The sequence below is a fragment of the Cupriavidus sp. 05L310 genome, assembly GCF_056398185.1.
Window position 1 is genome coordinate 80,879 of sequence record NZ_JBFTOX010000007.1, and the last position, 24,540, is coordinate 105,418.

Annotated in this window: 20 protein-coding genes; 10 read left to right on the forward strand and 10 right to left on the reverse strand. The window is 66.4% G+C overall.

Annotation, left to right across the window (positions count from 1 at the left end; genetic code table 11):
- Positions 1 to 155 precede the first annotated feature (155 nt).
- Entirely contained in the window at positions 156 to 1,187 is a 1,032-nt protein-coding gene (tsaD, locus tag AC1DS6_RS06405; RefSeq protein ID WP_441631558.1) for a tRNA (adenosine(37)-N6)-threonylcarbamoyltransferase complex transferase subunit TsaD, read from the forward strand.
- Between the two features lie 67 nt (positions 1,188 to 1,254).
- Here the strand turns inward: tsaD and folE2 are convergent, their stop codons facing one another.
- The 4 genes from folE2 to AC1DS6_RS06425 form a co-directional block, all read right to left on the reverse strand.
- Complete coding sequence (folE2, locus tag AC1DS6_RS06410; RefSeq protein ID WP_035866417.1) at positions 1,255 to 2,061, reverse strand: GTP cyclohydrolase FolE2; 807 nt, start codon at positions 2,059 to 2,061, stop codon at positions 1,255 to 1,257.
- A gap of 272 nt (positions 2,062 to 2,333) precedes the next feature.
- A complete protein-coding gene (gene dxs / locus AC1DS6_RS06415) occupies positions 2,334 to 4,244 on the reverse strand; it encodes a 1-deoxy-D-xylulose-5-phosphate synthase (protein ID WP_441631561.1) in 1,911 nt (636 codons plus the stop codon).
- A 69-nt stretch (positions 4,245 to 4,313) separates the two neighbouring features.
- Entirely contained in the window at positions 4,314 to 5,234 is a 921-nt protein-coding gene (locus AC1DS6_RS06420) for a polyprenyl synthetase family protein (RefSeq protein WP_035866425.1), read from the reverse strand.
- Positions 5,231 to 5,530 carry an exodeoxyribonuclease VII small subunit gene (locus AC1DS6_RS06425; RefSeq protein WP_035866429.1) on the reverse strand — a complete coding sequence of 100 codons (300 nt, stop codon included), beginning with the start codon at positions 5,528 to 5,530 and terminating at the stop codon, positions 5,231 to 5,233. The genes AC1DS6_RS06420 and AC1DS6_RS06425 overlap by 4 nt, the downstream gene beginning before the upstream one ends.
- Positions 5,531 to 5,889: 359 nt before the next feature.
- Between AC1DS6_RS06425 and AC1DS6_RS06430 the strand changes: the two genes are divergently transcribed.
- From AC1DS6_RS06430 to AC1DS6_RS06440, 3 genes are all read left to right on the forward strand, one after another.
- The gene (locus AC1DS6_RS06430) at positions 5,890 to 6,993 is read left to right on the forward strand and encodes an aromatic ring-hydroxylating oxygenase subunit alpha (protein ID WP_035866432.1); all 1,104 of its coding nucleotides are present in this window, start codon (positions 5,890 to 5,892) and stop codon (positions 6,991 to 6,993) included.
- A 245-nt stretch (positions 6,994 to 7,238) separates the two neighbouring features.
- A complete protein-coding gene (locus tag AC1DS6_RS06435; protein ID WP_035866435.1) occupies positions 7,239 to 8,159 on the forward strand; it encodes a DMT family transporter in 921 nt (306 codons plus the stop codon).
- Positions 8,160 to 8,225: 66 nt separating this feature from the next.
- Positions 8,226 to 9,083: a sulfurtransferase gene (locus AC1DS6_RS06440; protein WP_441631564.1), complete on the forward strand. Its 858-nt coding sequence runs from the start codon at positions 8,226 to 8,228 to the stop codon at positions 9,081 to 9,083.
- A gap of 12 nt (positions 9,084 to 9,095) precedes the next feature.
- Here AC1DS6_RS06440 and AC1DS6_RS06445 read toward each other — a convergent pair whose 3' ends face one another.
- The 4 genes from AC1DS6_RS06445 to polA all read right to left on the reverse strand — a co-directional run bounded on the left by AC1DS6_RS06445 (position 9,096) and on the right by polA (position 15,495).
- Complete coding sequence (locus tag AC1DS6_RS06445) at positions 9,096 to 9,923, reverse strand: ZIP family metal transporter (RefSeq protein ID WP_276286147.1); 828 nt, start codon at positions 9,921 to 9,923, stop codon at positions 9,096 to 9,098.
- A gap of 182 nt (positions 9,924 to 10,105) precedes the next feature.
- Positions 10,106 to 10,978: a dienelactone hydrolase family protein gene (locus AC1DS6_RS06450; protein ID WP_477102292.1), complete on the reverse strand. Its 873-nt coding sequence runs from the start codon at positions 10,976 to 10,978 to the stop codon at positions 10,106 to 10,108.
- Between the two features lie 179 nt (positions 10,979 to 11,157).
- A complete protein-coding gene (locus AC1DS6_RS06455; protein ID WP_441631568.1) occupies positions 11,158 to 12,486 on the reverse strand; it encodes an NAD(P)/FAD-dependent oxidoreductase in 1,329 nt (442 codons plus the stop codon).
- 198 nt (positions 12,487 to 12,684) lie between these two features.
- Positions 12,685 to 15,495, reverse strand: a complete 2,811-nt coding sequence (gene polA, locus AC1DS6_RS06460; protein WP_477102293.1) for a DNA polymerase I — start codon at positions 15,493 to 15,495, stop codon at positions 12,685 to 12,687.
- A 4-nt stretch (positions 15,496 to 15,499) separates the two neighbouring features.
- Between polA and AC1DS6_RS06465 the strand changes: the two genes are divergently transcribed.
- The 4 genes from AC1DS6_RS06465 (at position 15,500) to AC1DS6_RS06480 (ending at position 19,138) form a co-directional block, all read left to right on the forward strand.
- Complete coding sequence (locus AC1DS6_RS06465) at positions 15,500 to 16,438, forward strand: LOG family protein (RefSeq protein ID WP_441631572.1); 939 nt, start codon at positions 15,500 to 15,502, stop codon at positions 16,436 to 16,438.
- Between the two features lie 274 nt (positions 16,439 to 16,712).
- The gene (locus AC1DS6_RS06470) at positions 16,713 to 17,138 is read left to right on the forward strand and encodes a hypothetical protein (RefSeq protein WP_045239542.1); all 426 of its coding nucleotides are present in this window, start codon (positions 16,713 to 16,715) and stop codon (positions 17,136 to 17,138) included.
- Between the two features lie 210 nt (positions 17,139 to 17,348).
- Positions 17,349 to 18,332, forward strand: a complete 984-nt coding sequence (locus tag AC1DS6_RS06475; RefSeq protein WP_477102294.1) for a homoserine kinase — start codon at positions 17,349 to 17,351, stop codon at positions 18,330 to 18,332.
- Between the two features lie 5 nt (positions 18,333 to 18,337).
- Positions 18,338 to 19,138, forward strand: a complete 801-nt coding sequence (locus AC1DS6_RS06480; protein ID WP_035866458.1) for a BPSS1780 family membrane protein — start codon at positions 18,338 to 18,340, stop codon at positions 19,136 to 19,138.
- A gap of 42 nt (positions 19,139 to 19,180) precedes the next feature.
- Here AC1DS6_RS06480 and AC1DS6_RS06485 read toward each other — a convergent pair whose 3' ends face one another.
- Positions 19,181 to 19,966, reverse strand: a complete 786-nt coding sequence (locus AC1DS6_RS06485) for an amidohydrolase family protein (protein WP_477102295.1) — start codon at positions 19,964 to 19,966, stop codon at positions 19,181 to 19,183.
- 174 nt (positions 19,967 to 20,140) lie between these two features.
- Between AC1DS6_RS06485 and AC1DS6_RS06490 the strand changes: the two genes are divergently transcribed.
- Together AC1DS6_RS06490 and AC1DS6_RS06495 are read left to right on the forward strand one after the other, a co-directional pair.
- Complete coding sequence (locus AC1DS6_RS06490) at positions 20,141 to 20,908, forward strand: GntR family transcriptional regulator (RefSeq protein WP_441631579.1); 768 nt, start codon at positions 20,141 to 20,143, stop codon at positions 20,906 to 20,908.
- Positions 20,909 to 20,981: 73 nt separating this feature from the next.
- The gene (locus AC1DS6_RS06495; RefSeq protein WP_441631581.1) at positions 20,982 to 21,959 is read left to right on the forward strand and encodes a tripartite tricarboxylate transporter substrate binding protein; all 978 of its coding nucleotides are present in this window, start codon (positions 20,982 to 20,984) and stop codon (positions 21,957 to 21,959) included.
- Between the two features lie 24 nt (positions 21,960 to 21,983).
- Here the strand turns inward: AC1DS6_RS06495 and AC1DS6_RS06500 are convergent, their stop codons facing one another.
- Positions 21,984 to 24,344 carry a UvrD-helicase domain-containing protein gene (locus AC1DS6_RS06500; RefSeq protein WP_441631583.1) on the reverse strand — a complete coding sequence of 787 codons (2,361 nt, stop codon included), beginning with the start codon at positions 24,342 to 24,344 and terminating at the stop codon, positions 21,984 to 21,986.
- Between the last annotated feature and the right edge of the window lie 196 nt (positions 24,345 to 24,540).

A 24,540-nucleotide genomic window follows, 5' to 3' on the forward strand; every position in this document is an offset into this window, starting at 1 on the left:
GCCCGCTGAAGAAGCGGCGATTGTAGCGAAAAGCAGGGCAATCGCCGCTGTGCTACCCTGCTGGCCTCACGCCAGGCTGCCGGTCCGATGGTCCGCCGCCCGCGCCAACCCCTTGATTTGCCGGCTTCCTTTGGTACCGGCCTTAGCTTCCCCCCATGCTTGTCCTTGGCATCGAATCTTCCTGCGACGAAACCGGCCTCGCCCTTTATGACACCGAGGCCGGGCTGCTCACCCACGCCCTGCACTCGCAGATCGCCATGCATCGCGACTACGGCGGCGTCGTGCCTGAACTCGCCTCCCGCGACCACATCCGCCGCGTGCTGCCACTGCTGCGGCAGATACTCGACGAAGCCGGCCGCACCCGTAAGGACATCGATGCGATCGCCTTCACGCAGGGGCCCGGCCTGGCCGGCGCATTGCTGGTGGGCGCGTCGGTGGCCAACGCCCTGGGCTTTGCCCTGAACGTGCCGATGCTGGGCGTGCACCATCTCGAGGGCCACCTGCTGTCGCCGCTGCTGACGCGCGATCCGCCGCCGTTCCCTTTCGTGGCCCTGCTGGTTTCCGGCGGGCACACGCAGTTGATGGAAGTGCGCGGCATCGGCGACTACGCCTTGCTGGGCGAAACGCTGGACGATGCCGCCGGCGAGGCCTTCGACAAGACCGCCAAGCTGCTGGGCCTGAGCTACCCTGGCGGCCCCGAGGTATCGCGGCTGGCCGAGTTCGGCACGCCCGGCGCGTATGCCCTGCCCCGCCCGATGCTGCATTCGGGCAATCTCGATTTCTCCTTCGCCGGCCTCAAGACGGCGGTGCTGACGCAAACCCGCAAGCTGGGCAACGTTTGCGAGCAGGACCGGGCCAATCTGGCGCGCTCCTTTGTCGACGCCATCGTCGACGTGCTGGCGGCCAAGTCCATGGCAGCGCTCAAGCAGACCGGGCATCGCCGGCTGGTGGTGGCCGGCGGCGTGGGCGCCAACCGGCAGCTGCGCGAGCGCCTGGACCAGCTGGGCGCGCAGAAGAAGATCCAGGTCTACTACCCGGACCTGGCCTTCTGTACCGACAACGGGGCCATGATCGCCTTTGCCGGCGCGATGCGGCTGCAGGCCGCGCCCGAACTGGCGCAGCACAGCTACGGCTACGGCGTGACGCCGCGCTGGGAACTGTCGGATATTCGCCTGCCGGCACGCTAGTCTTCCGCCGCTAAGCGAACAAAAAAGCCACCTTCGCGGTGGCTTTCTTGTTGGCTGAAGCGCCGGCTTACCGCACCGTGCGCTTGTCGCGCTCGATCACGGCATAAGCGCTGTGGTTGTGGATGGACTCGAAATTCTCGGCCTCCAGCACATACGCCACGATGCGATCGTCCGCATTCAGGCGCATGGCGATGTCGCGCACCAGGTCCTCGACGAACTTGGGATTCTCGTAAGCGCGCTCGGTGACGAACTTCTCGTCCGGACGCTTGAGCAGGCCCCACAACTCGCACGAGGCTTCTTCCTCGGCCATGCGCACCAGCGCCTCCACGGGCAGGTCGCCCGCCAGCTCGACATTCATGGTGATATGCGAGCGCTGGTTGTGCGCGCCGTACTGCGAAATCTTCTTCGAGCACGGGCACAGGCTGGTGACCGGCACCAGGGCCTTCAGGAAGACCTTGGTGGCACCGCCGCGCACTTCACCGATCAGCGTGACTTCGTAGTCCATCAACGATTGCACGCCCGACACCGGCGCGATCTTGTTGATGAAATAGGGGAAGGTGACTTCGATGCGCCCGGCCTCGGCCTCCAGCTTGACCAGCATCTTGTCCAGCAGCGAACGGAAGGTCGCCAGTTCGAGCGGCTCGCGTTCTTCCTCGAGCAAGGCGACGAAGCGCGACATATGCGTGCCTTTCTGGTCGGCAGGCAGGTGCACGTCGAGGTTGAAGGTGCCTACCGTGGCCAGCACGCCGGCAGGTGTCTTCAGCGACAGGGGATAACGCACGCCCTTCACGCCCACCCGCTGGATCGGGATCTGGCGGGTATCGAGGCTCGACTGCACGTCGGGCATCACAAAGGCGGGATTGATGTCATTCATATTGATCAGGTTTCCTCTACGGTCGCGGCATTTTTCGCAGTCAACCTTGCCGCGCAACGAGTGTGAAACCGCGGGCGAGGGCAAGGGATGCCTTCCCGCAGCTGCGAACACAGAACTTGCGATTCTAAGGGAAATTGCCTGGTGCTGCCCATGAACGGGCGATACCCGCACGAACCATGCGGTGATAGCGGCAGAACGACAGTCGTACGATGACGAAACGCGAAGATTGCCGGCGCGCCCGCCTGCGGCGGGCACGCCGGCACCGGGATGGATCAGGCCGCGCGCGTGGCGACCGCCGCCTGAGTCAGCTTGAAGCGCTCGCGCACGGAGTGCTCGATGCCCTTGGCGTCGAGCCCGCATTGCGACAGCAGGAAGGCCGGATCGCCATGGTCGACGAAGCGGTCGGGCAGGCCAAGCTGCAGCACCGGCACGGCGATGCCGGCGGCGGCCAGCGCTTCAAGCACCGCGCTGCCCGCGCCACCCATCACACAGCCTTCTTCGACGGTGACGAGATAGTCGTGCTCGTCCGCCAGCTTCTTCACCAGTTCTTCGTCGAGCGGCTTGACGAAGCGCATGTTGGCCACCGAAGCATCGAGCGCCTCGGCTGCGCCCAAAGCCGGGTGCAGCATCGAGCCGAACGCCAGGAAGGCCACGCGCTGGCCGGCGCGCGCGCCGCCGGTACGGCGCATCTCGCCCTTGCCGACCGGCAGCGCGGTGAGCGCGGTCTCGGTCGCCACGCCGGCGCCGGCGCCGCGCGGATAGCGCACGGCGGTCGGGCAGTCCTGCTGGAAGGCCGTGGTCAGCAACTGGCGGCATTCGTTCTCGTCGGCCGGCGTCATCACCATCATATTGGGGATGCAGCGCAGGAAGGCGATGTCGTATGCGCCGGCGTGGGTGGCGCCATCGGCGCCCACCAGGCCCGCACGGTCGAGCGCGAACACCACCGGCAGGTTCTGCAGCGCCACGTCGTGGATCAGCTGGTCATAGCCGCGCTGCAGGAAGGTGGAGTAGATCGCCAGCACCGGCTTGAGGCCTTCGCAAGCCAGGCCGCCCGCGAACGTCACGGCGTGCTGCTCGGCGATGCCCACATCGTAGTAACGATTCGGAAAACGCTTTTCGAACTCCACCATGCCCGAGCCTTCGCGCATGGCCGGCGTCACGCCGACCAGCTTGGGATCGGCGGCAGCCATGTCGCACAGCCAATCGCCGAACACCTGGGTATAGGTCTTGCGGGCCGGCTTGGGCGACGGACGGATGCCTTCAGCCGGGTTGAACTTGCCGGGACCGTGGTAGAGGATCGGGTCGGCTTCGGCCAGCTTATAGCCCTGCCCTTTCTTGGTGACCACGTGCAGGAACTGCGGGCCGCCGCCCTCGAGGGCGCGCTGGCGGATGTTCTGCAGCGTCGGCACCAGCGACTCGAGATCGTGGCCATCGATCGGGCCGATGTAATTGAAGCCGAATTCCTCGAACAGCGTGGCCGGCACAACCATGCCCTTGGCATGTTCCTCGAAGCGCTTGGCGAACTCGAGCACCGGCGGGGCCACCGACAGCACCCGTTCGATGCCCTTCTTGGTGGCGGCGTAGAACTTGCCGCTCATCAGCCGAGCCAGGTGGTTGTTGAGCGCGCCGACTGGCGGCGAGATCGACATGTCGTTGTCGTTGAGCACCACCAGCAGCGGCAGGTCCTTGTAGACGCCGGCGTTGTTCATGGCTTCGAAGGCCATGCCGGCGGTCATCGCGCCATCGCCGATCACGGCGATGGAGACGCGCTTCTCGCCCAGCGTGCGGGCGCCCAGCGCCATGCCCAGCGCGGCCGAGATGGACGTGGAGGAATGCGCGGTGCCGAAGGTGTCGTATTCGCTTTCGCTGCGGCGCGGGAAACCCGAGATGCCGCCCCACTGGCGCAGCGAATGCATGCGATCGCGGCGCCCGGTCAGGATCTTGTGCGGATAGCTTTGGTGGCCGACGTCCCATACCACGCGGTCGTCCGGTGTATGGAAGACGTAGTGCAGCGCGATGGTCAGTTCGACCGTGCCAAGGTTGGACGACAGGTGGCCGCCGGTTTGCGACACCGATTCGAGCACGTAGGCGCGGAGTTCGTCGGCCAACGTCTTGAGCTGGCGGCGGTCCAGCCGGCGGAGGGCTGCGGGGTCGTCAATAGTTTTGAGCAGTGCGTAGGTCATGATGTCCGTTCGGCGGCCGGATTCTTGTGCCCGGTTGTCGGTTTTCCTGCTTGTCAATTCAGCTCGCGCTCAATTCGAGCGCAGCACGATGAGATCGGCCAGTTCGGCCAGGCGTCCGGCGCGCGCGCCGAAGCCTGCCAGCGCCTCGTGCGCGGTGGTCCGGAGCTGCCCGGCCAGCTGGCGGGCAGGTTCGAGTCCCATCAACGACACATAGGTCGGCTTGTCATGGGCCGCGTCCTTGCCGGCGGTCTTGCCCAGCGTGGCGGTATCCGCGGTCACGTCGAGGATATCGTCCACCACCTGGAACGCCAGGCCCACGGCCGCGGCATAGCGGTCGAGCGCGGCCATGCCTGCCTCGTCCACCGTCCCGCAATAGGCGCCCATGCGCACGCTGGCCCGCAACAAGGCACCGGTCTTCATGCGGTGCATTGCCTCGAGTTCGCCCAGCGACATCGCCAGGCCGACATGCTGCAGGTCGATTGCCTGCCCGCCCGCCATGCCGACCGAGCCCGAGGCCCGGGCCAGCTCGGCCACCAGGCGCAAGCGCGCGGCGGCGTCCAGTGAGGCAAGCGACGCCGACTCGGCCAGCACCACAAATGCCTGCGTTTGCAGCGCGTCGCCCACCAGCAGCGCCGTCGCTTCATCGTAGGCCTTGTGCACGGTAGGACGGCCGCGACGCAAATCGTCATCGTCCATGCAGGGCATATCGTCGTGCACCAGCGAGTACGCGTGGATCATCTCCACCGCACTGGCGGCCGCGTCGCAAGCCTCGGGCGCTGCACCGGCCACTTCGCCGGCCGCATGCACCAACAAGGGGCGTACACGCTTGCCGCCGCCGAGCACAGCATACCGCATGGCTTCGTGCAGCGTGCAAGGCACTGTTGCATTCGTGGGCAACGCGGCATCGAGCGCAGCCTCGGTCCTGGCGCCCTGGGCGCGCATCCAGGCGGCGAAATCGCCGGCTTCCACATTCTGGCGCGAGTCGCTCATTCCGCGTCTCCCTGGATGCCGGCTTCGGCGGGCATGGGCTTGAGGACGTCGCCTTCCAGCACCTTGACCTGCTGCTCCACGCGCTCGAGCATCTGTTGGCAGTACCGGACCAGTTCAGCCCCGCGCTTGTACGCCGCCAGCGAATCTTCCAGCGGCAATGCGCCACCTTCCATGCTGGCTACCAGCCCCTCCAGTTCGGCCATGGCGGCTTCGTAGGAGGCGGGCGGCGCGGAGGCGGACCGCTGGTCGGTCGCGGCCGGATCGGTCTGGGCCGGGGAGCTCGTTGTCTTTGGCATTGCGGACATGGAATCTGGGGAAGCAGGGATTTTACGCCAAAGCGAGGCGATGCCCGCATCCCTTGCATAGGGATGCCCCTCAGGCCGTTGCCCGAAAGTGACTTGTGCGCTTGGGTCGTCTTTCCGAATGCGCCCTGAACGGCACCTTCATGACGACCCGGGTCGACTTTTTCGCTAAAAAGGCAAAAAAATCAGTCCCTTAACTTTTTGCCTCGGGTACAATCCGCGGTTCGTCAGCGCGAACTAAATCCACTGGCCCGGAAGCGGACCAGCGCGCGGCTGACTGTCTTTCCCATATCGATTATCTTTTCGATGGTTGGGTTGTTCACTGCTTTCGCCTGTCATAGGGAGTGGGGATAATGTCCAATCTCAGCACCGCGCTGAAACTGGTGCCGGCTGATACGCAACTGCCCGTCAACGTCTACATCGACGAGGCACTGCACCAACAAGAACTGGAACTGCTGTTCAAGAAGGGCCCTGGCTATGTCGGCCATGAACTGATGATCCCCGAGCCGGGCGATTATCACGCGCTCGCGGCAGAGGATGAGGGCCGCATCCTGGTACGCAATGCCGACGGGATCGAGCTCATGTCCAACGTCTGCCGCCACCGGCAGGCCATCATGCTCAACGGCCGCGGCAATGCGAAAAACATTGTCTGCCCCTTGCACCGCTGGACCTACGACCTGAAGGGCGAACTGCTCGGCGCACCGCATTTCGCCGAGCAGCCGTGCGTCCACCTGAAACGCTCGCCGCTGCAAAACTGGAACGGCCTGCTGTTCGAGGGCGAGCGCGATGTGCGTGCCGACCTGGCGCGCCTGGGCGTGGCCGAGGACCTGAACTTCGACGGCTACCTGCTCGACCACGTCGAGATCCACGAGTGCAACTACAACTGGAAGACCTTCATCGAGGTCTATCTGGAGGACTACCACGTCGTACCGTTCCACCCGGGCCTGGGCAGCTTTGTCTCCTGCGACGACCTGAGCTGGGAGTTCGGCGACTGGCACAGCGTCCAGACGGTGGGACTGCACGCCGGCCTCAAGCGCCCCGGCAGCCCCACGTACCAGAAGTGGCATGAGGCTGTCCTGCGCTTTAACAACGGCGTGCTGCCCAAGTACGGCGCGATCTGGCTCACCTACTACCCCAACATCATGGTGGAGTGGTACCCGAACGTGCTGGTGATATCGACCCTGCACCCGCTCGGGCCGAACAAGACGCGCAATGTCGTGGAGTTCTACTACCCCGAGGAAATCGTGCTGTTCGAGCGCGAGTTCGTCGAGGCGGAGCGCGCAGCGTATATGGAAACCTGCATCGAGGACGACGAGATCGCCGAGCGCATGGACGCCGGGCGCCGCGCACTGGCAAAGCGTGGCGTCAGCGAAACAGGACCCTACCAGTCGCCGATGGAAGACGGCATGCAGCACTTTCATGAATGGTATCGCCGCGCCATGTCCTTTACCGGCTGACCGGCGGGACAAGGCTTTGCGGGCCGCACAGGCATCGCGGCGAACAAAACGGACCGCCCGGGCGGTCCGTTTTGCGTTTGGTGCGGTGCACTCGCGCTGCTACAATCGCCGCTTCCGGTGTGCGCCCGGCGCCTCGCCGTCCCTGCACCGGCCATTCGCTTCGCGCGAAGCCTTTCGCGATGCCGCCCTGTTTGTCCATCACCAGGCGCGGCTCGCGCGCTGTTCATTCTTCCTTTCGCCTCGCCATGCAATCGCTCTGGATGCTGTTCGCCGCCTTCGCCTTTTCGTTGATGGGGGTGGGCGTCAAGCTGGCGTCCGAGTTCTATGCCACCGGCGAGATCGTGTTCTACCGCAGCCTGATCGGCGTGATCATCATGTGGACGGTGCTGGCTTCGTCGGGTACCTCGGTACGCACGCCGCATATGTCCATGCACATCAAGCGCAGCCTGTTCGGCGTGACCGCCCTGCTGCTGTGGTTCACCTCGATCACCATGCTGCCCCTGGCCACGGCGATGACCCTGAACTACATGTCGCCAGTCTGGATCGCGCTGATCCTGGGCGCCGGCGCCGCGCTGGCGGGCACGGGCGGCGCAGACCGCAAGCTGATCGGCGCCATCCTGATGTCGTTCGCCGGCGTGCTGTGCCTGCTGCAGCCGTCCGTCGGCCACAACCAGCTCACCGGCGGCCTGATCGGCCTTATCTCCGGCATCTTCACCGCGCTGGCCTATGTCGAGGTGCGCCAGCTCGGCCAGCTGGGCGAGCCCGAAGGCCGCATCGTGTTCTATTTCTCGGCAGTCGGGATGGTGGTGGGCCTGGCCTGGATGCTGCTCACCGGCCCAAGCGCCCACACCTGGCATGGGGCGGGCCTGCTGCTGGCCATCGGCATCCTTGCCACGCTCGGGCAGACCGCGATGACGCGCGCCTACAAGCGCGGCAACACGCTGCTCACCGCCAACCTGCAATACGCCGGCATTGTGTTCTCCAGCTTCTGGGGCATGATCATCTGGCGCGACCAGCTCAACTGGCTGTCCTGGGTGGGCATGGCGCTGATCATCGCGAGCGGCATCGCCACCACCCTGACCCGGGCCCGCGAAAGCTCCAACAAGCAGCCGACCGCCGATACCCCGGTCAAGTCCCCCGAGGCGGAAGTGCACCCCGAGGTGTAGCATCGAAGGTGGCGAACGGTGCTCACCCGCCGATGCCGTACAGCCCTCCCAACCCAAGGTTATGCCATGTTCACCACCCTGATCTCCAGCCAGGACCTGCGCGCGCTGCGCGAAGACAGCAGCCGCCACAGCGTCGTGATTGACTGCAGCTTCGACCTGGCCAACCCCGCCGCCGGACGCGATGCCTACCATGTGGGCCACCTGCCGGGCGCCTTCTACCTGCACCTGGACAACGAATTGTCCGGCGAGAAGACGGGGAGCAACGGCCGCCACCCCTTGCCCGATCCCAATACGCTGGCCGCGCGCCTGCGCGCGCTCGGCGTGAATGAAGACACCCAGGTCATCGCCTACGATGCGCAGGGCGGCATGTACGCGGCACGCGCCTGGTGGCTGCTGCGCTGGCTGGGCCACGGCGCGGTGGCGGTACTGGATGGTGGCAAGAACGCATGGGTGGCAGCCGGCCTGCCGCTCGAGGCCGGCAATACGCCGGACCCCGAAACGCCCGGCAACCTGATGCGCAAGGCCTCGCTGGTGCCCACGGTGGATGCCGACGCGGTGCTGGCCAACCTGGCAAACCCGACGCGGCTGGTGGTGGATGCCCGCGCAGCGGACCGTTTCCGCGGCGAGAACGAAACGCTCGATCCCGTCGGCGGGCATATCCCTGGCGCGGTCAACCGCTTCTTCAAGGACAACCTGGAAGGCAATGGCAGCTTCAAGCCGGCCGCCACGCTGAAGCAGGAGTTCGGCCAGGTGCTGGCCGGAACGCCGGCCAGCGAGGCGGTCATGCAATGCGGCTCGGGCGTGACCGCCTGCCACAACCTGCTGGCGCTGGAGGTGGCGGGCTTGCCGGGCGCCGCGCTCTATCCGGGCTCCTGGAGCGAGTGGTGCGCCGACCCGGCGCGGCCGGTGGCGAGCGGCGCCTGAACGCGGGCGTCCTTATCTGGCGGGAGCCGCCACGCCGTGCGCATGGGCATGGCCATGCGCCTCGTGCACGCCATTGGTGATGAAGAAGATCGCGCAAATCCCGGTGGCCACCAGCACTACCTGGATGATCGACTCGCGCCAGCGCGGCTTGCGCTGCATCTGCGGCATCAGGTCGCTGACGGCGATATAGACGAAGCTGCTCGATGCGATCACCAGCACATAGGGAATCCAGCCGCTCATCTGGTCGAGCAGGAAGTAGCCCACCACGCCGCCGGCAATGGCAGCCAGGCTGGACAGCAGGTTGAAGGCAAAGGCGCGCGCCTTGGAGAACCCCGCGTTGAGCAACACGATGAAATCGCCCACTTCCTGCGGGATCTCGTGGGCGGCAATGGCCAGCGCGGTGACCAGGCCGATATGCGGATCGGCCAGGAAGGCGGCGGCGATCACGATGCCATCGGCAAAGTTGTGGAAGGTATCGCCCACCAGGATGGCCATGCCGCTGCGGCCGGCTTCCTCGCGGTCGTGGCCGTGATGGTGGTGGTGCCCGTCGCCTTCGTGATGGTGCGAGTGGCGCAGCAGCGCGACCTTCTCCAGCAGGAAGAAGCCGAGCAGGCCGGCCAGCAGGGTGCCGAACAAGGCACGCGGATCGGCGCCCGATTCGAAGGCCTCCGGCAGGGAGTGCAGCAGCGCCGTGGCCAGCAGCACGCCTACCGAGAAGCTCACCATGCGCTCGACCACGCGCGAGGCTACCGTCAGCGACAGCAGCGCCGCCCCCAGGATACTGCCCACCCCCGAGATGGTGGCGGCAAGCAGGATGTAGACAAGCGTGGAATGGATGATGGGCTCCCGGGACCGGCTATCCGCTCAACAGTAGCGGCACCGACCTTAGACGCAACACTGTTGCAAGAAACGAAGCACGCATTGTACGTAGATTGGCGCCGACTTTGCAAATCCTGCGGCACAAGCCGTATTTGCCGCTCGCTCCGCCGGCGCCAGGATTCAACGCAAGCTATCGCACCGCCCTACACACCGTGTTGCTTGAACCACGCCAGGCAGCGCTGCCAGCCATCCTTGGCGTCGGCTTCCCGGTAGCTGGGCCGGTAGTCCGCATTGAAGGCATGGCCGGATTCCGGATAGACCACGAAGGTGGAGGCCTTGGCAAAGGGATCGCTCGATGCCGCCAGCGTCGCCTTCATTTTCTCGACCTGTTCCTGCGTGATGCCGGTGTCCTTTCCGCCATAGAGGCCCAGCACCGGCACCTTGAGCTGGCTGGCCAGGTCGATCGGATTCCTGGGCTTGACCGGGGTCGGCTCGCCCACCAGCTGGCCATACCAGGCCACGCCCGTCTTGACCTGCTGACTATGCGCAGCGTACAGCCAGGTGATGCGTCCGCCCCAGCAAAAACCGGTGATGGCCAGTCTGCTGGCATTGCCGCCGTTGGCCTTGGCCCAAGCCACCGCTGCGTCGAGATCGCCCATGACCTGCTCATCCGGCACCTTGGAAATCAGCTTGGACTGCAGTTCCTGGATGGTGCCGAAGCTGCTGGGATCGCCCTGGCGCGCGAACAACTCCGGCGCGATGGCGAGGTAGCCCAGCTTGGCGAAGCGCCGGCAGATATCGGCGATATGTTCGTGCACGCCGAAGATCTCGCTCACCACCAGTATCACCGGCAGGTTGGTCTTGCCTTCCGGCTGGGCGCGATAGGCGGGCATATTGAAGCCGCCCGAGGCAATGGTGACCTCGCCGGCGGTGAGGCCGGCGAAATCGGTCTTGATGGCCTGCGCCATCACGGGCATGGCGGCCGCGGCAAATGCCGAGCCCAGCGCTGTCTTGACGAAGGCGCGGCGGTCATAGGACTGGCCGGGTACGAGGCTTTCCACTTCTGGCTTCAGCATGCGGTCTCCTGTTTGGCTTGGATGGCGAATCCGGGTGGGCAAGACATGGGGCGGCGCTGCCGGTCAATACTGGCAGCGCCGGGAGTCCGATTCTAAGCAAACATGGAGTTCAGCGCACGCGGCCGGCAAGAGGGGCGAACCTCGCCCTAACACGGCTCATGCGGCTCATGCGGCTCAACTTAGTGCAGCTTGACGCGCGGGCTGGTCTTGCTGCGCAGCCAGTGGGTCACGGTATCCAGTCCCATGCCCACGGCACCGTGCAGCGCCATGACATGCATGCGGTACAAGGAGGTGTACATCACCCGGGCCATGAGGCCTTCGATGAACATCGAGCCGCCGATCAGGCCGCCCATCAGGCTGCCGACCGCGCTGAAGTGCCCCAGCGACACCAGCGAGCCCAGATCCTTGAAGGCGAACGACGGCAGCGGCTTACCGGCCAGCCGCGCGCGCAGCGCGTTGTAGAGGAACACGGCTTGCTGGTGCGCGGCCTGGGCACGCGGCGGCACGGTGCCCTGTTTCTCGGGCCAGGGGCAGCTGGCGCAATCGCCGAAAGCGAAGATATCGGGATCGGCTTCGCTTTGCAGCGTGGGCTTGACCACGATCTGCCCCATCCGGCTCACCGGCAGGCCAAGCGTGGAGAGCACCGGCGGCGCGGTGATGCCCGCGGCCCACACCGTCAGGTCGGCATCGATGTGCTTGCCGCTGGCGGTCAGCACCGCATCCTCCGTGACTTCGGTGACGCGCTCGGCGGTGAGGACCTCAATGTCGAGCTTGTGAAGCAGTTTGGTGGTTTCCGCGGAAACCCGCTCGGAAAGCGCGGGCAGGATGCGCGGGCCGGCCTCGACCACGTGGATGCGCACGTCGCGGCGCGGATCCAGCTGGTGCAGCCCGTAGGCGCTGAGCACATGCGCGGTGTTGCGCAACTCGGCCGAGAGTTCGACGCCGGTAGCGCCGGCCCCGATGATGGCGACATCCACGCGCGGGCGGCCGTCGTCGCCGATGCGCCCGCGTCCGTTCTGGGCGCGCACGCAGGCCGAGATCAGCTTGCGGCGGAAGCGTTCCGCCTGGTCCACGGTGTCGAGCGCGATGGCGTTGCCCGCGGCGCCGGGCACGCCGAAGAAATGCGTCACGCAGCCGATGGCCAGTACCAGGGTGTCGTAGGGCAGTTCGCGCGCGGGCAGCAGCTCCGTGCCGTCGAGGTCGACGCAGGCCGCCACCGCGATGGTCTTGCGGGTGCGGTCGATGCCGGTCAGCTCGCCTTGCTGGAACTCGAAATGGTGCCAGCGCGCCTGCGCTACGTATTCCAGCTGATGGGTGTGGGGATCCATGCTGCCGGCGGCGACTTCATGCAGCAGCGGTTTCCAGATATGCGTGGGGGAGCGGTCCACCAGTACCACCTGCGCGGCCCCGCTCTTGCCGAGCTTGTCGCCCAGCCGCGTGACCAGTTCCAGACCGCCTGCTCCTCCTCCGACTACGATGATTCGATGCGCCCTTCCCTCTGTGCTCATGATCTACCCAGTGTCGTCGATATTCTTTTGCGGGGCCTGACGCGAGCCAGTGACCCCGGCTTTCCGCCAGTCTGCTGCACAGCAGCAAGACTGGCAAGACGCCAATCACCGATTCAGCGGTCGCTTCAATCGGAACCAGAATGCAGGAATAGCGGGACGGGGGCAATCCCGGAGCGGCCCCAGGGGCCGCCCCGTCGTTTAGTGCGCCTCCTCCCAGTTGCTGCCGGTACCGACCTCGGCCACCAGCGGCACGCGCAGCTCAGCCACCGAGCACATCAGCTCCGGCAGCTTCACCTTGACCAGTTCCAGCTCGGCCTGCGGTACTTCCAGCACCAGTTCATCGTGTACCTGCATCACCTGGCGCGTACCCAGGCCGTCGCGCTCCAGCCAGTTCTGCACGGCGATCATGGACAGCTTGATCAGGTCGGCGGCGGTGCCCTGCATCGGCGCATTGATGGCAGCCCGCTCGGCGCCCTGGCGGCGCGGGCCGTTGCCGCCATTGATGTCCGGCAGCCACAGGCGGCGGCCGAACACGGTCTCGACGAAGCCCTGCTCGCGCGCGGTCTGCCGCGTTTCCTCCATGTACCGCGCCACGCCGGGGTAGCGCATGAAATAACGGTCGATATAGTGCTTGGCCGCCTCGCGCTCGATGCCGAGGTTGCTGGCCAGGCCAAATGCGCTCATGCCGTAGATCAGGCCGAAATTGATGACCTTGGCGTAGCGGCGCTGCTCGCTGCTGACCGCATCCGTGCTGACGCCGAAGATCTCGGCCGCAGTGGCGCGGTGCACGTCCTCGCCTTCGGCGAACGAGCGCATCAGGTTCTCGTCGCCCGAGATATGGGCCATGATGCGCAGCTCGATCTGCGAATAATCGGCCGACACGATCACATTGCCGGGGGCTGCGATGAAGGCCTCGCGGATGCGGCGGCCTTCCTCGGTACGCACCGGGATGTTCTGCAGGTTGGGCTCGGTCGAAGCCAGCCGGCCGGTCACCGCGGTGGTTTGCCCATAGCTCGTATGCACGCGCCCGGTGGCCGGGTTGACCATCTTGGGCAGCTTGTCTGTATAGGTGGACTTGAGCTTGGCCAGGCCACGGTAGTCCAGCAGCAGCTTGGGCAGCGGGTAATCCTCGGCCAGCTTCTGCAGCACTTCCTCGTCGGTGGAAGGCGCGCCGCTGGCGGTCTTCTTGACCACCGGCAGCTTCATCTGGCCGAACAGGATCTCGCCGATCTGCTTGGGCGAGCCAAGGTTGAAGGGCTGGCCCGCGGCCTCGTAGGCGGCTTGCTCCAGCTCCAGCATGCGCTGGCCGAGCTGCGCGCTCTGTGCGCCCAGGCGGTCGGAATCGATCAGCACGCCGTTGCGCTCGATCTTCTGCAACACCACGGAAACCGGCATCTCGATCTGCTCGTAGACGTAGCGCACGCCCTGCAAGGCCTCCACCTGCGGATACATGTTGCGGTGCAGGCGCAGCGTGACGTCGGCGTCCTCGGCGGCGTATTCGGTGGCGCGCGCAATGTCGATCTGGTCGAAGCCGATCTGGCTGGCGCCCTTGCCGCACACTTCCTCGTAGCTGATGGTCTTGAGGCCGAGCAGGCGCTCGGCAAGGCTGTCCATGCCGTGGTTGCGGTGGGACGCCAGCACGTAGCTCTGCAGCATGGTGTCATGCGCGATGCCACGGAAATTCACGCCGTGGTTGGCGAAAACATGCGAGTCGTATTTCAGGTTCTGGCCTACCTTGGCGCGCGACGGATCCTCCAGCCAGGCACGCATGCGCTCCAGCACGGCCTCGCGCCCGAGCTGGCCGTTGGCCTCCAGGCCGACCACATCGGGGCCGCGGTGGGCAACCGGGATATAGCAGGCTTCGCCCGGCTCGATCGACAGCGAGATGCCGACGAGTTGCGCCTGCATCGGGTCCAGCGAGGTGGTCTCGGTATCGATGGACACCAGCGGCGCGGTTTCGATACGCCGCATCCAGGCCTCCAGCGCCGCCTCGGTCGCCACGGTTTCGTAGCGGATCTCCGCGGGCGCCGGAGCGTCGTCGAACAGACCGCCCTGGGCCGGGCCCGCCTCTGCCGCCGCCGTACCGCCGGCAGCGGGCTGCGCCGCGCTGGCGCGCGCCTGGGCACGGGGGTTCGGCAGGCTTTCGCCGGTCGCCTCGCGCAGCCAGGTCTTGAAACCATAGCGCGCAAAGAAATCGATCAGCTTTTCCTTGTCCTCGCCGCTTTCCCGGAGCTGGTGGAAATTGGCCAGCGAGCTCTTCAGGTCGCAGTCGGTCTTGACCGTCACCAGCTCGCGCGCCTTGGGCAACCACTCCAGCGTATTGCGCAGGTTCTCGCCCACCACGCCCTTGATGCCGGCGGCGCCGGCCATGATGTCGTCGAGCGTGCCGTATTCGGTGAGCCATTTGACCGCCGTCTTGGGGCCGACCTTGGGCACGCCGGGCACGTTGTCCACCGCATCGCCGATCAGCGAGAGGTAGTCGACGATGCGCGCCGGCGGCACGCCGAACTTGGCCACGACGCCGGGCGGGTCGAGCACTTCGCCGCTCATGGTGTTGACCAGGGTGACATGGTCGTCGACCAGCTGGGCCAGGTCCTTGTCGCCGGTGGAGACCACCGTGCGCATGCCTTCGGCGGTAGCCTGGCGGGCCAGCGTGCCGATCACGTCGTCGGCCTCCACGCCCTCCACCACCACGATCGGCCAGCCCAGCGCGCGCACCGCCTCGTGGATCGGCTCGATCTGCCTGGCAAGGTCTTCGGGCATCGACGGGCGATGCTCCTTGTAGGCAGGATAAAGATCGTCGCGGAAGGTCTTACCCTTGGCGTCGAACACGCAAGCGCTATACTCTGCCGGGAAATCGTTGCGCAGCTTGCGCAGCATATTGATCATGCCGTAGATTGCCCCTGTGGGCAGCCCCTCCCCGTTCCTCAGATCCGGCAGGGCGTGATACGCGCGATACAAATAGCTCGACCCATCGACGAGCAAGAGTGTTTTTGGACTATCCGACATTCCCATGGACTCAAAATTGACTGGTGCCGCCGCAGGCGGTGCGAACGCCGCCCCCCTCTCCGACGCAGCCGGCGCCGAAAACCCGGCGGCGGCCCTCAAGCAGGCCGCGGAAGGCAGTATTACCACCGCGGCCGATATGGACGTGAACGTGACGGTCAGCACTGCCGCCGAAGGCCCGGGAGATACGGCTCCCGCCTCCGGCATCCGCGCCAACCCGCGCAAGATGATTCCCAGCCTGCGTGCGCTGGCCGACGAAGACCGCGCGACTGCAAAGAAGGCGCGCGCCTCGTGGCAAATGTTCACGATTATGGCAGAGTTCATCGAGGCGACCGAGTACCTTTCGGAGATCCGCCCGGCCGTCTCGATCTACGGCAGCGCGCGCCTGCGCGAGGATTCCCCCTACTACCAGCGCACCATCGAGATCGCCCGGCTGTTCTCCGACGCCGGCTTCGCGGTCATCTCGGGCGGCGGCCCGGGCATCATGGAAGCGGCCAACAAGGGCGCCCACGCAGGCAAATCGGCCAGCGTCGGCCTGAACATCGAGCTTCCGCACGAGCAGCAAGGCAATCCCTACCAGGACATCGCCATGCGCTTTCGCCACTTCTTCACGCGCAAGGTGACCTTCGTCAAGAATTCGGACGCCTTTATCGTGATGCCGGGTGGCTTCGGCACGCTCGACGAGCTGGCCGAAGTGCTGACCCTGGTACAGACCGGCAAGTCCCGTGCCGTGCCGGTGGTGCTGTTCGGCAGCCGTTTCTGGAAGGGCCTGCTCGACTGGTTCCGCTTCACGCTGCTGCCGATGGGCCTGATCGCCGAGCATGACCTCGACCTGATGAAAATCGTGGACGAGCCGCATGAAGTGCTCGAAGCGGTCTATGAGTACTACGAGCAGCGCGGCGGCGACAACCCGATCCCGCCCAAGGAAGAGATGTTCTACCTGTAAGCAGGGCTTGCACCGGGGCCGCCCGCCCTTCCGGAGCCGCAAGGCCCCGGAGGCGGCATGTTGCACCGCCGACCGACAGCCCCCGCCATTTCCGGACCCGTGCCCGGGCGGCCGCCTCTTAAAGGTGGCCGCCGGGTCACCGCAAGGGGCCCGGCGCGGGCAGGAATTGCTAGAATGGAAGCCTGACACACTGCCAAAGCCCGGCGCCGCCGGACTGCAGCGCCATTCGTGGTGCCGCATGCCCAGAGCCTGCAGCACTGCACAGGAGCCTTCAATGACCTCCCCCACTCTCCTGGCCACCGCGCGTGCGGAAGAGCCGGAGCCGTTCCCGGCCGCCGCCCGCGCGCTGGGTTTTGCAGCCCTGCTGGCGCTTTGCGCCCCCGCTGCGGTGATGGCGCAGCCGAACACCGAGCAGGCAGGCGGCGCCCTGACCCAGCAAGAGCTGAACCAGATCAACAACCGGCCGATCACCTCGCCGGCCAAGACCCAGCTGAACCAGCCGCGCGAACCGAGCTTCCAGCTCAATGAGCGGGATGGCACCCAGGTCCGGGAATACAAGAACAAGGGCCAGGCCACCGATATCGAGGTCAAGTCCGGCATGGGCACCAAGTACCAGATGAGCAAGCCGGAAGACAGCTCGCCGAAGATCCGGGACCATGACACGAACCGCGTACCATCGGTCAAGGTGCTGCAATTCTGAGCACCGGCCGCCGGGTTTTAGCACCCCGGCTCCCGGGCCCTGGTTTTCGCTGTCTGCTGTCTGCTTTCTGCTTCTTGTTTTCTGATTTCTGATTTCCCACGACCCCGCCAGACGATCACGGCGGGGCCGCGCCGGCGTTTCCGGCATCCATGCCGCGAGAGCCAAGCTTGCTTGCGCCCGCCGCCATCCGTTTCGATTCAAAAAAAGAGTATGGCCGTATTCACCACGGTCTCGCCGGACGAGATCGCCAGTTGGCTCCTTGATTACAACCTGGGCGAAATGCGCAATTTGCGCGGCATTGCCTCGGGCATCGAGAACAGCAATTTCTTCCTGACCATGGAGCAGGATGGCTGCACGCATGAATATGTGCTGACCATCTTCGAGCGCCTGACGTTTGAGCAGTTGCCGTATTACCTGCACCTGATGGCCCACCTGGCGGCGCACGGCATCCGCGTGCCGGCCCCGGTCCCGGACCGCGACGGCGAAATCCTGCGCACCCTCAAGGGCAAGCCGGCCACCATCGTCACGCGCCTGCCGGGCGGCTCGCAGCTGGCCCCCGGGGCCGGGCATTGTGCGGAAGTGGGCGACATGCTCGCCCGCATGCACCTTGCCGGCCAGAGCTATCCGCGCCAGCAGCCGAACCTGCGCAGCCTGCCCTGGTGGCAACAGACGGAGGGCGAGATCCTGCCTTTCCTGGATGCCGGCCAGCAAGCGCTGCTGCGGCAGGAACTGGCCCACCAGACCGCCTTCTTCGGCAGCACCGCTTACGCGGCCTTGCCGGGCGGCCCCTGCCATTGCGACCTGTTCCGCGACAATGCGCTGTTCGAGGACGACCAGGGCGGCCAGGACAAGCTGGGCGGCTTCTTCGACTTCTACTTCGCCGGCAACGACAAGTGGCTGTTCGACCTGGCGGTCACCGTCAATGACTGGTGCATCGACCTGGCCACCGGCACGCTCGACGATGCCCGCGTCCAGGCCTTGCTGCGGGCTTATCATGCTGTGAGACCGCTGGGGCCCACCGAGGCGCAGCACTGGCGCGACATGCTGCGCGCCGGCGCGCTGCGTTTCTGGATTTCCCGGCTGTGGGACTTCTACCTGCCGCGCGAGGCCGACATGCTGCAACCGCACGACCCAACCCATTTCGAACGCATCCTGCGCCGGCGCATCGAAGCCGACGCGCTGCCCTGGACCTGACCGTCATGCAATTACTGGAAGTCTCCGCCAAGGAAGGTTATGTCTGGTTCCGCCAGGGTGTCTGGCTGTTCCGCAAGAACCCGCTCGCCTTCCTGATGCTGTTGTTTGTCTACCTGATCGCCGCGCAGCTCGCGGTGTTCGTGCCGCTGATCGGCATCATCGCGCTGCTGGTGGTCACGCCTGGCCTGTCGGTCGGCATCATGACCGCCTGCCGCGAGGTGATTCTGAACAAGCGCGTGCTGCCCACCGTGCTCTTGGCCGGTTTCCGCGGCAACGGCAAACAGGCCAGCCGCAACCTGCTGGTGCTGGGCGGCATCTATGCGGGGCTGGTGTTCGTGCTGAGCCTGATCGCGGGCAGCCTGGTGGATATCAGCACGCTGGTGCCCATCCTGCTCAAGGAAGAAGCGCCGTCGGCCGAGGCCGTGCGCCAGCTCTACTTCGCGCTGATGATCGGCGCCGCGCTGTACACGCCGATTGCCATGCTGTTCTGGTTTGCCCCCCTGCTCACGGCATGGCACAACGTGCCGCCAGTCAAGGCGCTGTTCTTCAGCTGGACCGCGTGCTGGCGCAACCGTGGCGCGTTCCTGGCCTACGGCGTGGTGTTCGCGGTATTGCTGGTGGCGGTGCCTTTTTTCCTCGAGGCGTTGTTCGGCGCGCTGGGGGCCGAAGCGGTGCTGTCCTTCCTGGTCACGCCGTATTCGCTGCTGATGCTGGCGATCATGTATTGCTCGTTCTACGCCACCTACCGCGGCTGCTTCAATGTGGTGCCGGAGCAAGCGGCGGGCAGGACGGACGTGGCCGCCTGAAGACCTGACGGCTGGCGCCGGCCCAGGCGTGACCTGCCCCCGTCACGCGGCCGGCAGGTCGAACAACCGCGCCGCATTGCGGTCCGGCGCTGCCGCCAGCGGCCCCAGCCACTCCCATACCTTGCGCTGCAGGCCGCCATAGTCGGCCTCGGCCTCGTGATTGGTCCACGGCCAGTCCGATCCCCATAGCAGGCCTTGCTCGCCCAGGCAGTGGTGCCAGCCGGCCACCACGCCCGCCAAGTCGGCCGCCACGCGATATGGCGCGCTCAGCTTGACATAGACCTCCCTCTGCCCGCGCCACTGCGCGGCACAGGCCAGCATCGGCGCATCGCCCTGCGCGCCGGCCGCCGGCTTGCCGAAATGATCCAGCACCAGCGCAATCGGCACCGCCGGCAGCCAGGCCTGCAACTCGTGCAACCGGCCGGGATCGGTGTGCAACTCCAGGTGCCAGCCCAGCGCGTGGGCCGCCTCCAGCAGCGCGGGCCAGCGCGCATCACGCCATGATGCGTCTGCGTGCCGTCCCACCATATTCCAGCGCAGGCCGCGCACGCCCAGTCCATGCAGGCGCGCCAGCTCGCCAGCGGACACCGCCGGGTCCAGCACGCAAACGCCTCGCAGCGCGCGCGAAGCCGCCAGCGCCGCCTCCAGTTCGCTGTTGTCGCTGCCAAAGAAACTCGGCTGCACCACCACGCCCGCGCGCACGCCGTGCGCGCGGGAGATGGCTTGCCACTGCGCCAGGCTGGCGCCGTAGGCAGGCCGGTAGCGCGCACCGCCCACGGCGGGGGCATCTGCGGAAAACACGTGGAAATGGGTATCGATCTGGAACATGTTCTGGCCTGGGGGACGGCGCATGCCGCGCATGGATGTTAGCGCCTGCCACCTTGCGCCGGCCAGGCGCGCGATGGTTGACACCAGTGCCCCTCCATTCTATGCTCTAGTCCTATAGATGACTAGATACCTCGGCAATGAACATCGGCCGGGGCACGCACCCCGGAGACACGAATGCCCGACCGCTCCACCCTGCCCGCCCCGACGGGAGCCGGCCTTGACGCCTCGCCCGCCAGCCTGGCCGCGCCACGCTGGGCCCGCATCGCAACCGCGCTCAAGGGCCGCATCCTGGCCGGCGAATGGGCTTCCGGCACCGCCATTGCGGCGGAGAGCGCACTGGCGGAGCACTACGGCGTGGCGCTGGGCACCATGCGCGCCGCCATCCAGGCGCTTGTGGACGAAGGCCTGCTGGAACGCGTGCATGGCCGCGGCACCTTCGTGCGCGGCGCGCTGACGGGCGCCACCATGGCGCGGTTCTTCCGCTTTGGCGATGCCGGCTCGGAGATCCCGGAGTCGCGCATCGTGTCGCTGCGCACGCTGGCTGCCCCGGCGGATGTAGCGGCGCAGCTTGGACTGGCAACGGGCACGGCAGTGCTTCGCGTAATGCGCCAGCGCGGCTGGGAAGGCCAGGTCCGGCTGCTGGAGACCATCTGGCTGCCAGCGGCGCTGTTCAGCGAACTGGCCGCTCTCAAGCCCGCCGAGTTCGCACCCCTGCTCTACCCGATGTATGCCGGGCGCTGTGGGGTCACGGTCGGCCGCGCCGTCGACGACTTGCGCTTCACCCGGCTTGGCGCGCGCGAGGCCGCCCAGCTGGCCTTGCCGGAGGGCCATCCGGCGCTGGCGGTCAGCCGCGTAGCCTTCGACCTGGCGGGGCGGCGTGTGGAGTTCCGCCAGACGCTGGGCAATGCCGACGATTTCCACTATCGCGCCGAGGTTCGCTGAACTTCCCGAGAGCGCGCCGCCGCAAGCGCGGGCCGGCGCAGCTTCCCATACCGATACCGACCCGAGGAGACCCATGCGATTCCCAACCCGTCTTTGCGCCAGCGCCCTGTGCTGGCTCGCCGCCGGCACCAGCGGCTTTGCGCACGCGCAGGCCTGGCCTGCCGCCAAACCCATCCGGCTGGTGGTCACCTACGCGCCCGGCGGCGGCGCAGACACCATGGCCCGCATGATCTCGCCGCGCCTGGGCCAGGAACTGGGCCAGACCATCGTGGTCGACAACCGGCCAGGCGCGGGCGGCCAGATCGGCACGGACCTGGTGGCCAAGTCGGCGCCGGATGGCTACACGGTGTTGCTCGATGCCGCCTCGTTCGCGGCCAACCCGTCGCTCTACAAGCGGCTGCCCTACGACCCGGTCAAGTCCTTCGTCCCGGTCTCGGTGCTGGCGCTTTATCCCAATATGCTGGTGGTGAATCCGAAGTTCCCGGCCAAGTCCACGCAGGAGCTGGTCGCGATGGCCCGCGCCAAGCCGGGCAGCATTGCCTATGCCTCATCGGGCAACGGCTCGGCCCAGCACCTGGCGGGCGCGCTGTTCGCGCAGCGCATGAAACTGGACTTGCTGCATGTGCCGTACAAGGGCGGCGGCCCCGCCATGGCCGATGTGATTGCCGGGCAGGTGCCGGTGTTCTTTGCCAATACAGCCTCCGGCCTGCAACATGTGCGCGCCGGCAAGCTGCGCGTGCTCGGCGTGACCGGCGCCAGGCGCACGCCCATCCTGCCGGACACGCCGACGCTGGCCGAGTCAGGCGTGCCGCAATATGAAGTCTACGAGTGGAATGGGGTGTTCCTGCCGGCAGGCACGCCGCCGGAGATCGTCAAGCGCTTGTCGGATGCGATCCGCAAGGTCATCAACCTGCCAGAGAACCGCGAGCGCGTGACCAGCCTGGGCGGGGAGATCGTGGCCGGCACGCCGGCCGAGGCGGCAAAGTTCATCCAGGCCCAGACGACCGAATGGGCCAAGGTGATCAGGGAAGGCAACATCCAGCTGGACTAGCCGCCTCCCTGATCGCCAGGCCGTTCAGTCGATCGGGTCCAGCTTGGCCACCGACAGCACCAGCCACTTGGCGCCGTGGCGCTTGAAATTGATATTGGCGCGCGCCCCCTCGCCCTCGCCTTCCAGCCCGGTGATCACCCCCTCCCCGAACTTGTTGTGGAAGACGCTCTGGCCGATGCGCAGGCCCGCGCCGGCCTGGCGCTTGGCGTCGGCATAACCGTTGCCGGTGTCCATGCCGCCGGTGGGCTGGGTGCCCGAGTAGGGCACGTCCTCCGCCCGCTTGAACCAGTCGCGGCCCCAGCCGCCTTCGCTCTGCTGGCGGCGCTGCTGGGTGCCGCCGCCATAGGCCTGCGCCGGCGGCATGAGCCACTTCAGCGATGCGTCGGGCAGCTCCTCGAAGAAGCGCGACCGCACGTGGTAACGCATCTGCCCGTGCAGCACGCGGCTTTGCGCGAACGAGAGGTAGAGCCGTTCGCGCGCGCGCGTGATCGCCACGTACATCAGGCGGCGCTCTTCCTCCAGCCCGTCGGATTCCTTGGCGCTGTTCTCGTGCGGGAACAGGCCTTCTTCCAGCCCGGTGATAAAGACCGCGTTGAACTCCAGCCCCTTGGCGGCGTGCACCGTCATCATCTGCACCGCATCCTGGCCGGCCTGGGCCTGGTTGTCGCCGGCTTCCAGCGAGGCATGGGTGAGGAAGGCCACCAGCGGCGTCATCACGGCCGGCAGCGCTTCGGGATCGAGCACCTGCTGGGCCTGGTCGCCGTCGGCCAGCACCGGCAACTGCGCGCCCTCGCGCCCGACCGGGATCGCGCTGGCCAGCGCGTCCAGCCCGTAGCCTTCTTCCGTCACGAACGCCTGCGCCGCCGTCACCAGTTCCTGCAAGTTCTCAATGCGGTCCTGGCCTTCTTTCTCGCCGCGATAGTAGTTGATCAGGCCACTGGTGTTGGTCACGTACTCCACCGTTTCCGGCAGCGTCATGCGGCGCGTCTCGGCGCGCATCTGCTCGATCAGCCGCACAAAGGCGCCCAGCGTGCTGCCGGCCTTGCCGGGCACGTAGGCTACCGCCTCCGCGAGCGAGCAGTCGTACTGGCGCGCCGCATCCTGCAGCGATTCCAGCGAACGCGCGCCGATGCCGCGCGCCGGGAAATTCACCACGCGGCCGAAGGCGGCGTCATTGCGCGGGTTCTCCAGCAGTTGCAGGTAGGCCAACGCGTGCTTGACTTCGGCGCGCTCGAAGAAGCGCAGGCCGCCGTACACGCGATAAGGGATGCCCGACGAGAACAGCGCGTGCTCGATCACCCGCGACTGCGCGTTGCTGCGGTAGAGAATGGCAATCTCCGAGCGGCTCATGCCCTGCGCGATCAGGTCGCGGATCTCTTCCACCAGCCAGGAAGCTTCCTGGCCGTCGGAGCCGGCCTGGAACACCCGCACCGGCTCGCCGTGACCGGCATCGGTGCGCAGGTTCTTGCCCAGGCGCCGCGCGTTGTGGGCAATCAGGTGGTTGGCCGAATCCAGGATGTGGCCGTGCGAGCGGTAGTTCTGCTCCAGCTTGATCATGTGGCGCACGCGGAATTCATCCTCGAAGTCCCGCATGTTGCCGACATTGGCGCCGCGGAAGGCGTAGATGCTCTGGTCGTCGTCGCCCACGGCGAACACCGCGGCCGGGCTCTGCGTGCCGAAGCCCGCTAGCATCTTTAGCCACCGGTATTGCAGCACGTTGGTGTCCTGGAACTCGTCCACCAGCACGTGGCGGAAGCGATGCTGGTAGTGCTGGCGAATGGCGTCGTTGTAGCGCAGCAGTTCGTAGCAGCGCAGCAGCAGTTCGGCGAAATCGACCACGCCTTCGCGCTGGCACTGCACGTCATAGGCGGCGTAGAGGTCAACGAAGCGGCGGTTGAAGTCGTCGTTGGCCTCCACATCGGCCGGGCGCAGGCCTTGCTCCTTGGCGTTGTTGATGAAGTACTGCAGGTTCTTGGCCGGGTACTTCTCGTCATCGACGTTGAGCGACTTGAGCAGGCGCTTGAGCGCGGAGAGCTGGTCCTGGCTGTCGAGGATGGCGAAGGTCTGCGGCAGGCCGGCGTCGCGGTAATGGGCGCGCAGCATGCGGTTGCACAGGCCGTGGAAGGTGCCGATCCACATGCCGCGCGTATTGATGGGCAGCATCGAGGTCAGCCGCGTCATCATCTCCTTGGCGGCCTTGTTGGTGAAGGTCACCGCCAGCAAGCCCGCCGGGGACACCCGGCCGTTCTGGATCAGCCACGCGATGCGGGTGGTCAGCACGCGCGTCTTGCCGCTGCCCGCCCCGGCCAGGATCAGCGCCGGTTCGTCAGGCAAAGTGACGGCGGCTAGTTGTTCGGCATTGAGATTGGCAAGCAGGTCGGACATCGGGGAGGCCTTGTGGAGTGCCCCGAATTATACCGGGGTACCCGCCGGCCTCCCCGGCGCTTCGCCGCGCGTGGCGCCATGACGCAAAAACAGCACAATCCCTCTGACATCCCACCTTCCCCCCTCCCGGCAAGGCCGGGCGGCACGCCAGGGAAGGCACTAATCGTCGCCGGCGCACCGGTCCCGGCCCGAAATC

What these genes read in the sequence shown, in the direction of transcription:
- tsaD (WP_441631558.1), top strand. Translation starts at nt 156, where the DNA reads ATGCTTGTCCTTGGCATCGAATCTTCCTGCGACGAAACCGGCCTCGCC.
- folE2 (WP_035866417.1), bottom strand. Translation starts at nt 2,061, where the DNA reads ATGAATGACATCAATCCCGCCTTTGTGATGCCCGACGTGCAGTCGAGC.
- dxs (WP_441631561.1), bottom strand. Translation starts at nt 4,244, where the DNA reads ATGACCTACGCACTGCTCAAAACTATTGACGACCCCGCAGCCCTCCGC.
- AC1DS6_RS06420 (WP_035866425.1), bottom strand. Translation starts at nt 5,234, where the DNA reads ATGAGCGACTCGCGCCAGAATGTGGAAGCCGGCGATTTCGCCGCCTGG.
- AC1DS6_RS06425 (WP_035866429.1), bottom strand. Translation starts at nt 5,530, where the DNA reads ATGCCAAAGACAACGAGCTCCCCGGCCCAGACCGATCCGGCCGCGACC.
- AC1DS6_RS06430 (WP_035866432.1), top strand. Translation starts at nt 5,890, where the DNA reads ATGTCCAATCTCAGCACCGCGCTGAAACTGGTGCCGGCTGATACGCAA.
- AC1DS6_RS06435 (WP_035866435.1), top strand. Translation starts at nt 7,239, where the DNA reads ATGCAATCGCTCTGGATGCTGTTCGCCGCCTTCGCCTTTTCGTTGATG.
- AC1DS6_RS06440 (WP_441631564.1), top strand. Translation starts at nt 8,226, where the DNA reads ATGTTCACCACCCTGATCTCCAGCCAGGACCTGCGCGCGCTGCGCGAA.
- AC1DS6_RS06450 (WP_477102292.1), bottom strand. Translation starts at nt 10,978, where the DNA reads ATGCTGAAGCCAGAAGTGGAAAGCCTCGTACCCGGCCAGTCCTATGAC.
- AC1DS6_RS06455 (WP_441631568.1), bottom strand. Translation starts at nt 12,486, where the DNA reads ATGAGCACAGAGGGAAGGGCGCATCGAATCATCGTAGTCGGAGGAGGA.
- polA (WP_477102293.1), bottom strand. Translation starts at nt 15,495, where the DNA reads ATGTCGGATAGTCCAAAAACACTCTTGCTCGTCGATGGGTCGAGCTAT.
- AC1DS6_RS06465 (WP_441631572.1), top strand. Translation starts at nt 15,500, where the DNA reads ATGGACTCAAAATTGACTGGTGCCGCCGCAGGCGGTGCGAACGCCGCC.
- AC1DS6_RS06470 (WP_045239542.1), top strand. Translation starts at nt 16,713, where the DNA reads ATGACCTCCCCCACTCTCCTGGCCACCGCGCGTGCGGAAGAGCCGGAG.
- AC1DS6_RS06475 (WP_477102294.1), top strand. Translation starts at nt 17,349, where the DNA reads ATGGCCGTATTCACCACGGTCTCGCCGGACGAGATCGCCAGTTGGCTC.
- AC1DS6_RS06480 (WP_035866458.1), top strand. Translation starts at nt 18,338, where the DNA reads ATGCAATTACTGGAAGTCTCCGCCAAGGAAGGTTATGTCTGGTTCCGC.
- AC1DS6_RS06485 (WP_477102295.1), bottom strand. Translation starts at nt 19,966, where the DNA reads ATGTTCCAGATCGATACCCATTTCCACGTGTTTTCCGCAGATGCCCCC.
- AC1DS6_RS06490 (WP_441631579.1), top strand. Translation starts at nt 20,141, where the DNA reads ATGCCCGACCGCTCCACCCTGCCCGCCCCGACGGGAGCCGGCCTTGAC.
- AC1DS6_RS06495 (WP_441631581.1), top strand. Translation starts at nt 20,982, where the DNA reads ATGCGATTCCCAACCCGTCTTTGCGCCAGCGCCCTGTGCTGGCTCGCC.
- AC1DS6_RS06500 (WP_441631583.1), bottom strand. Translation starts at nt 24,344, where the DNA reads ATGTCCGACCTGCTTGCCAATCTCAATGCCGAACAACTAGCCGCCGTC.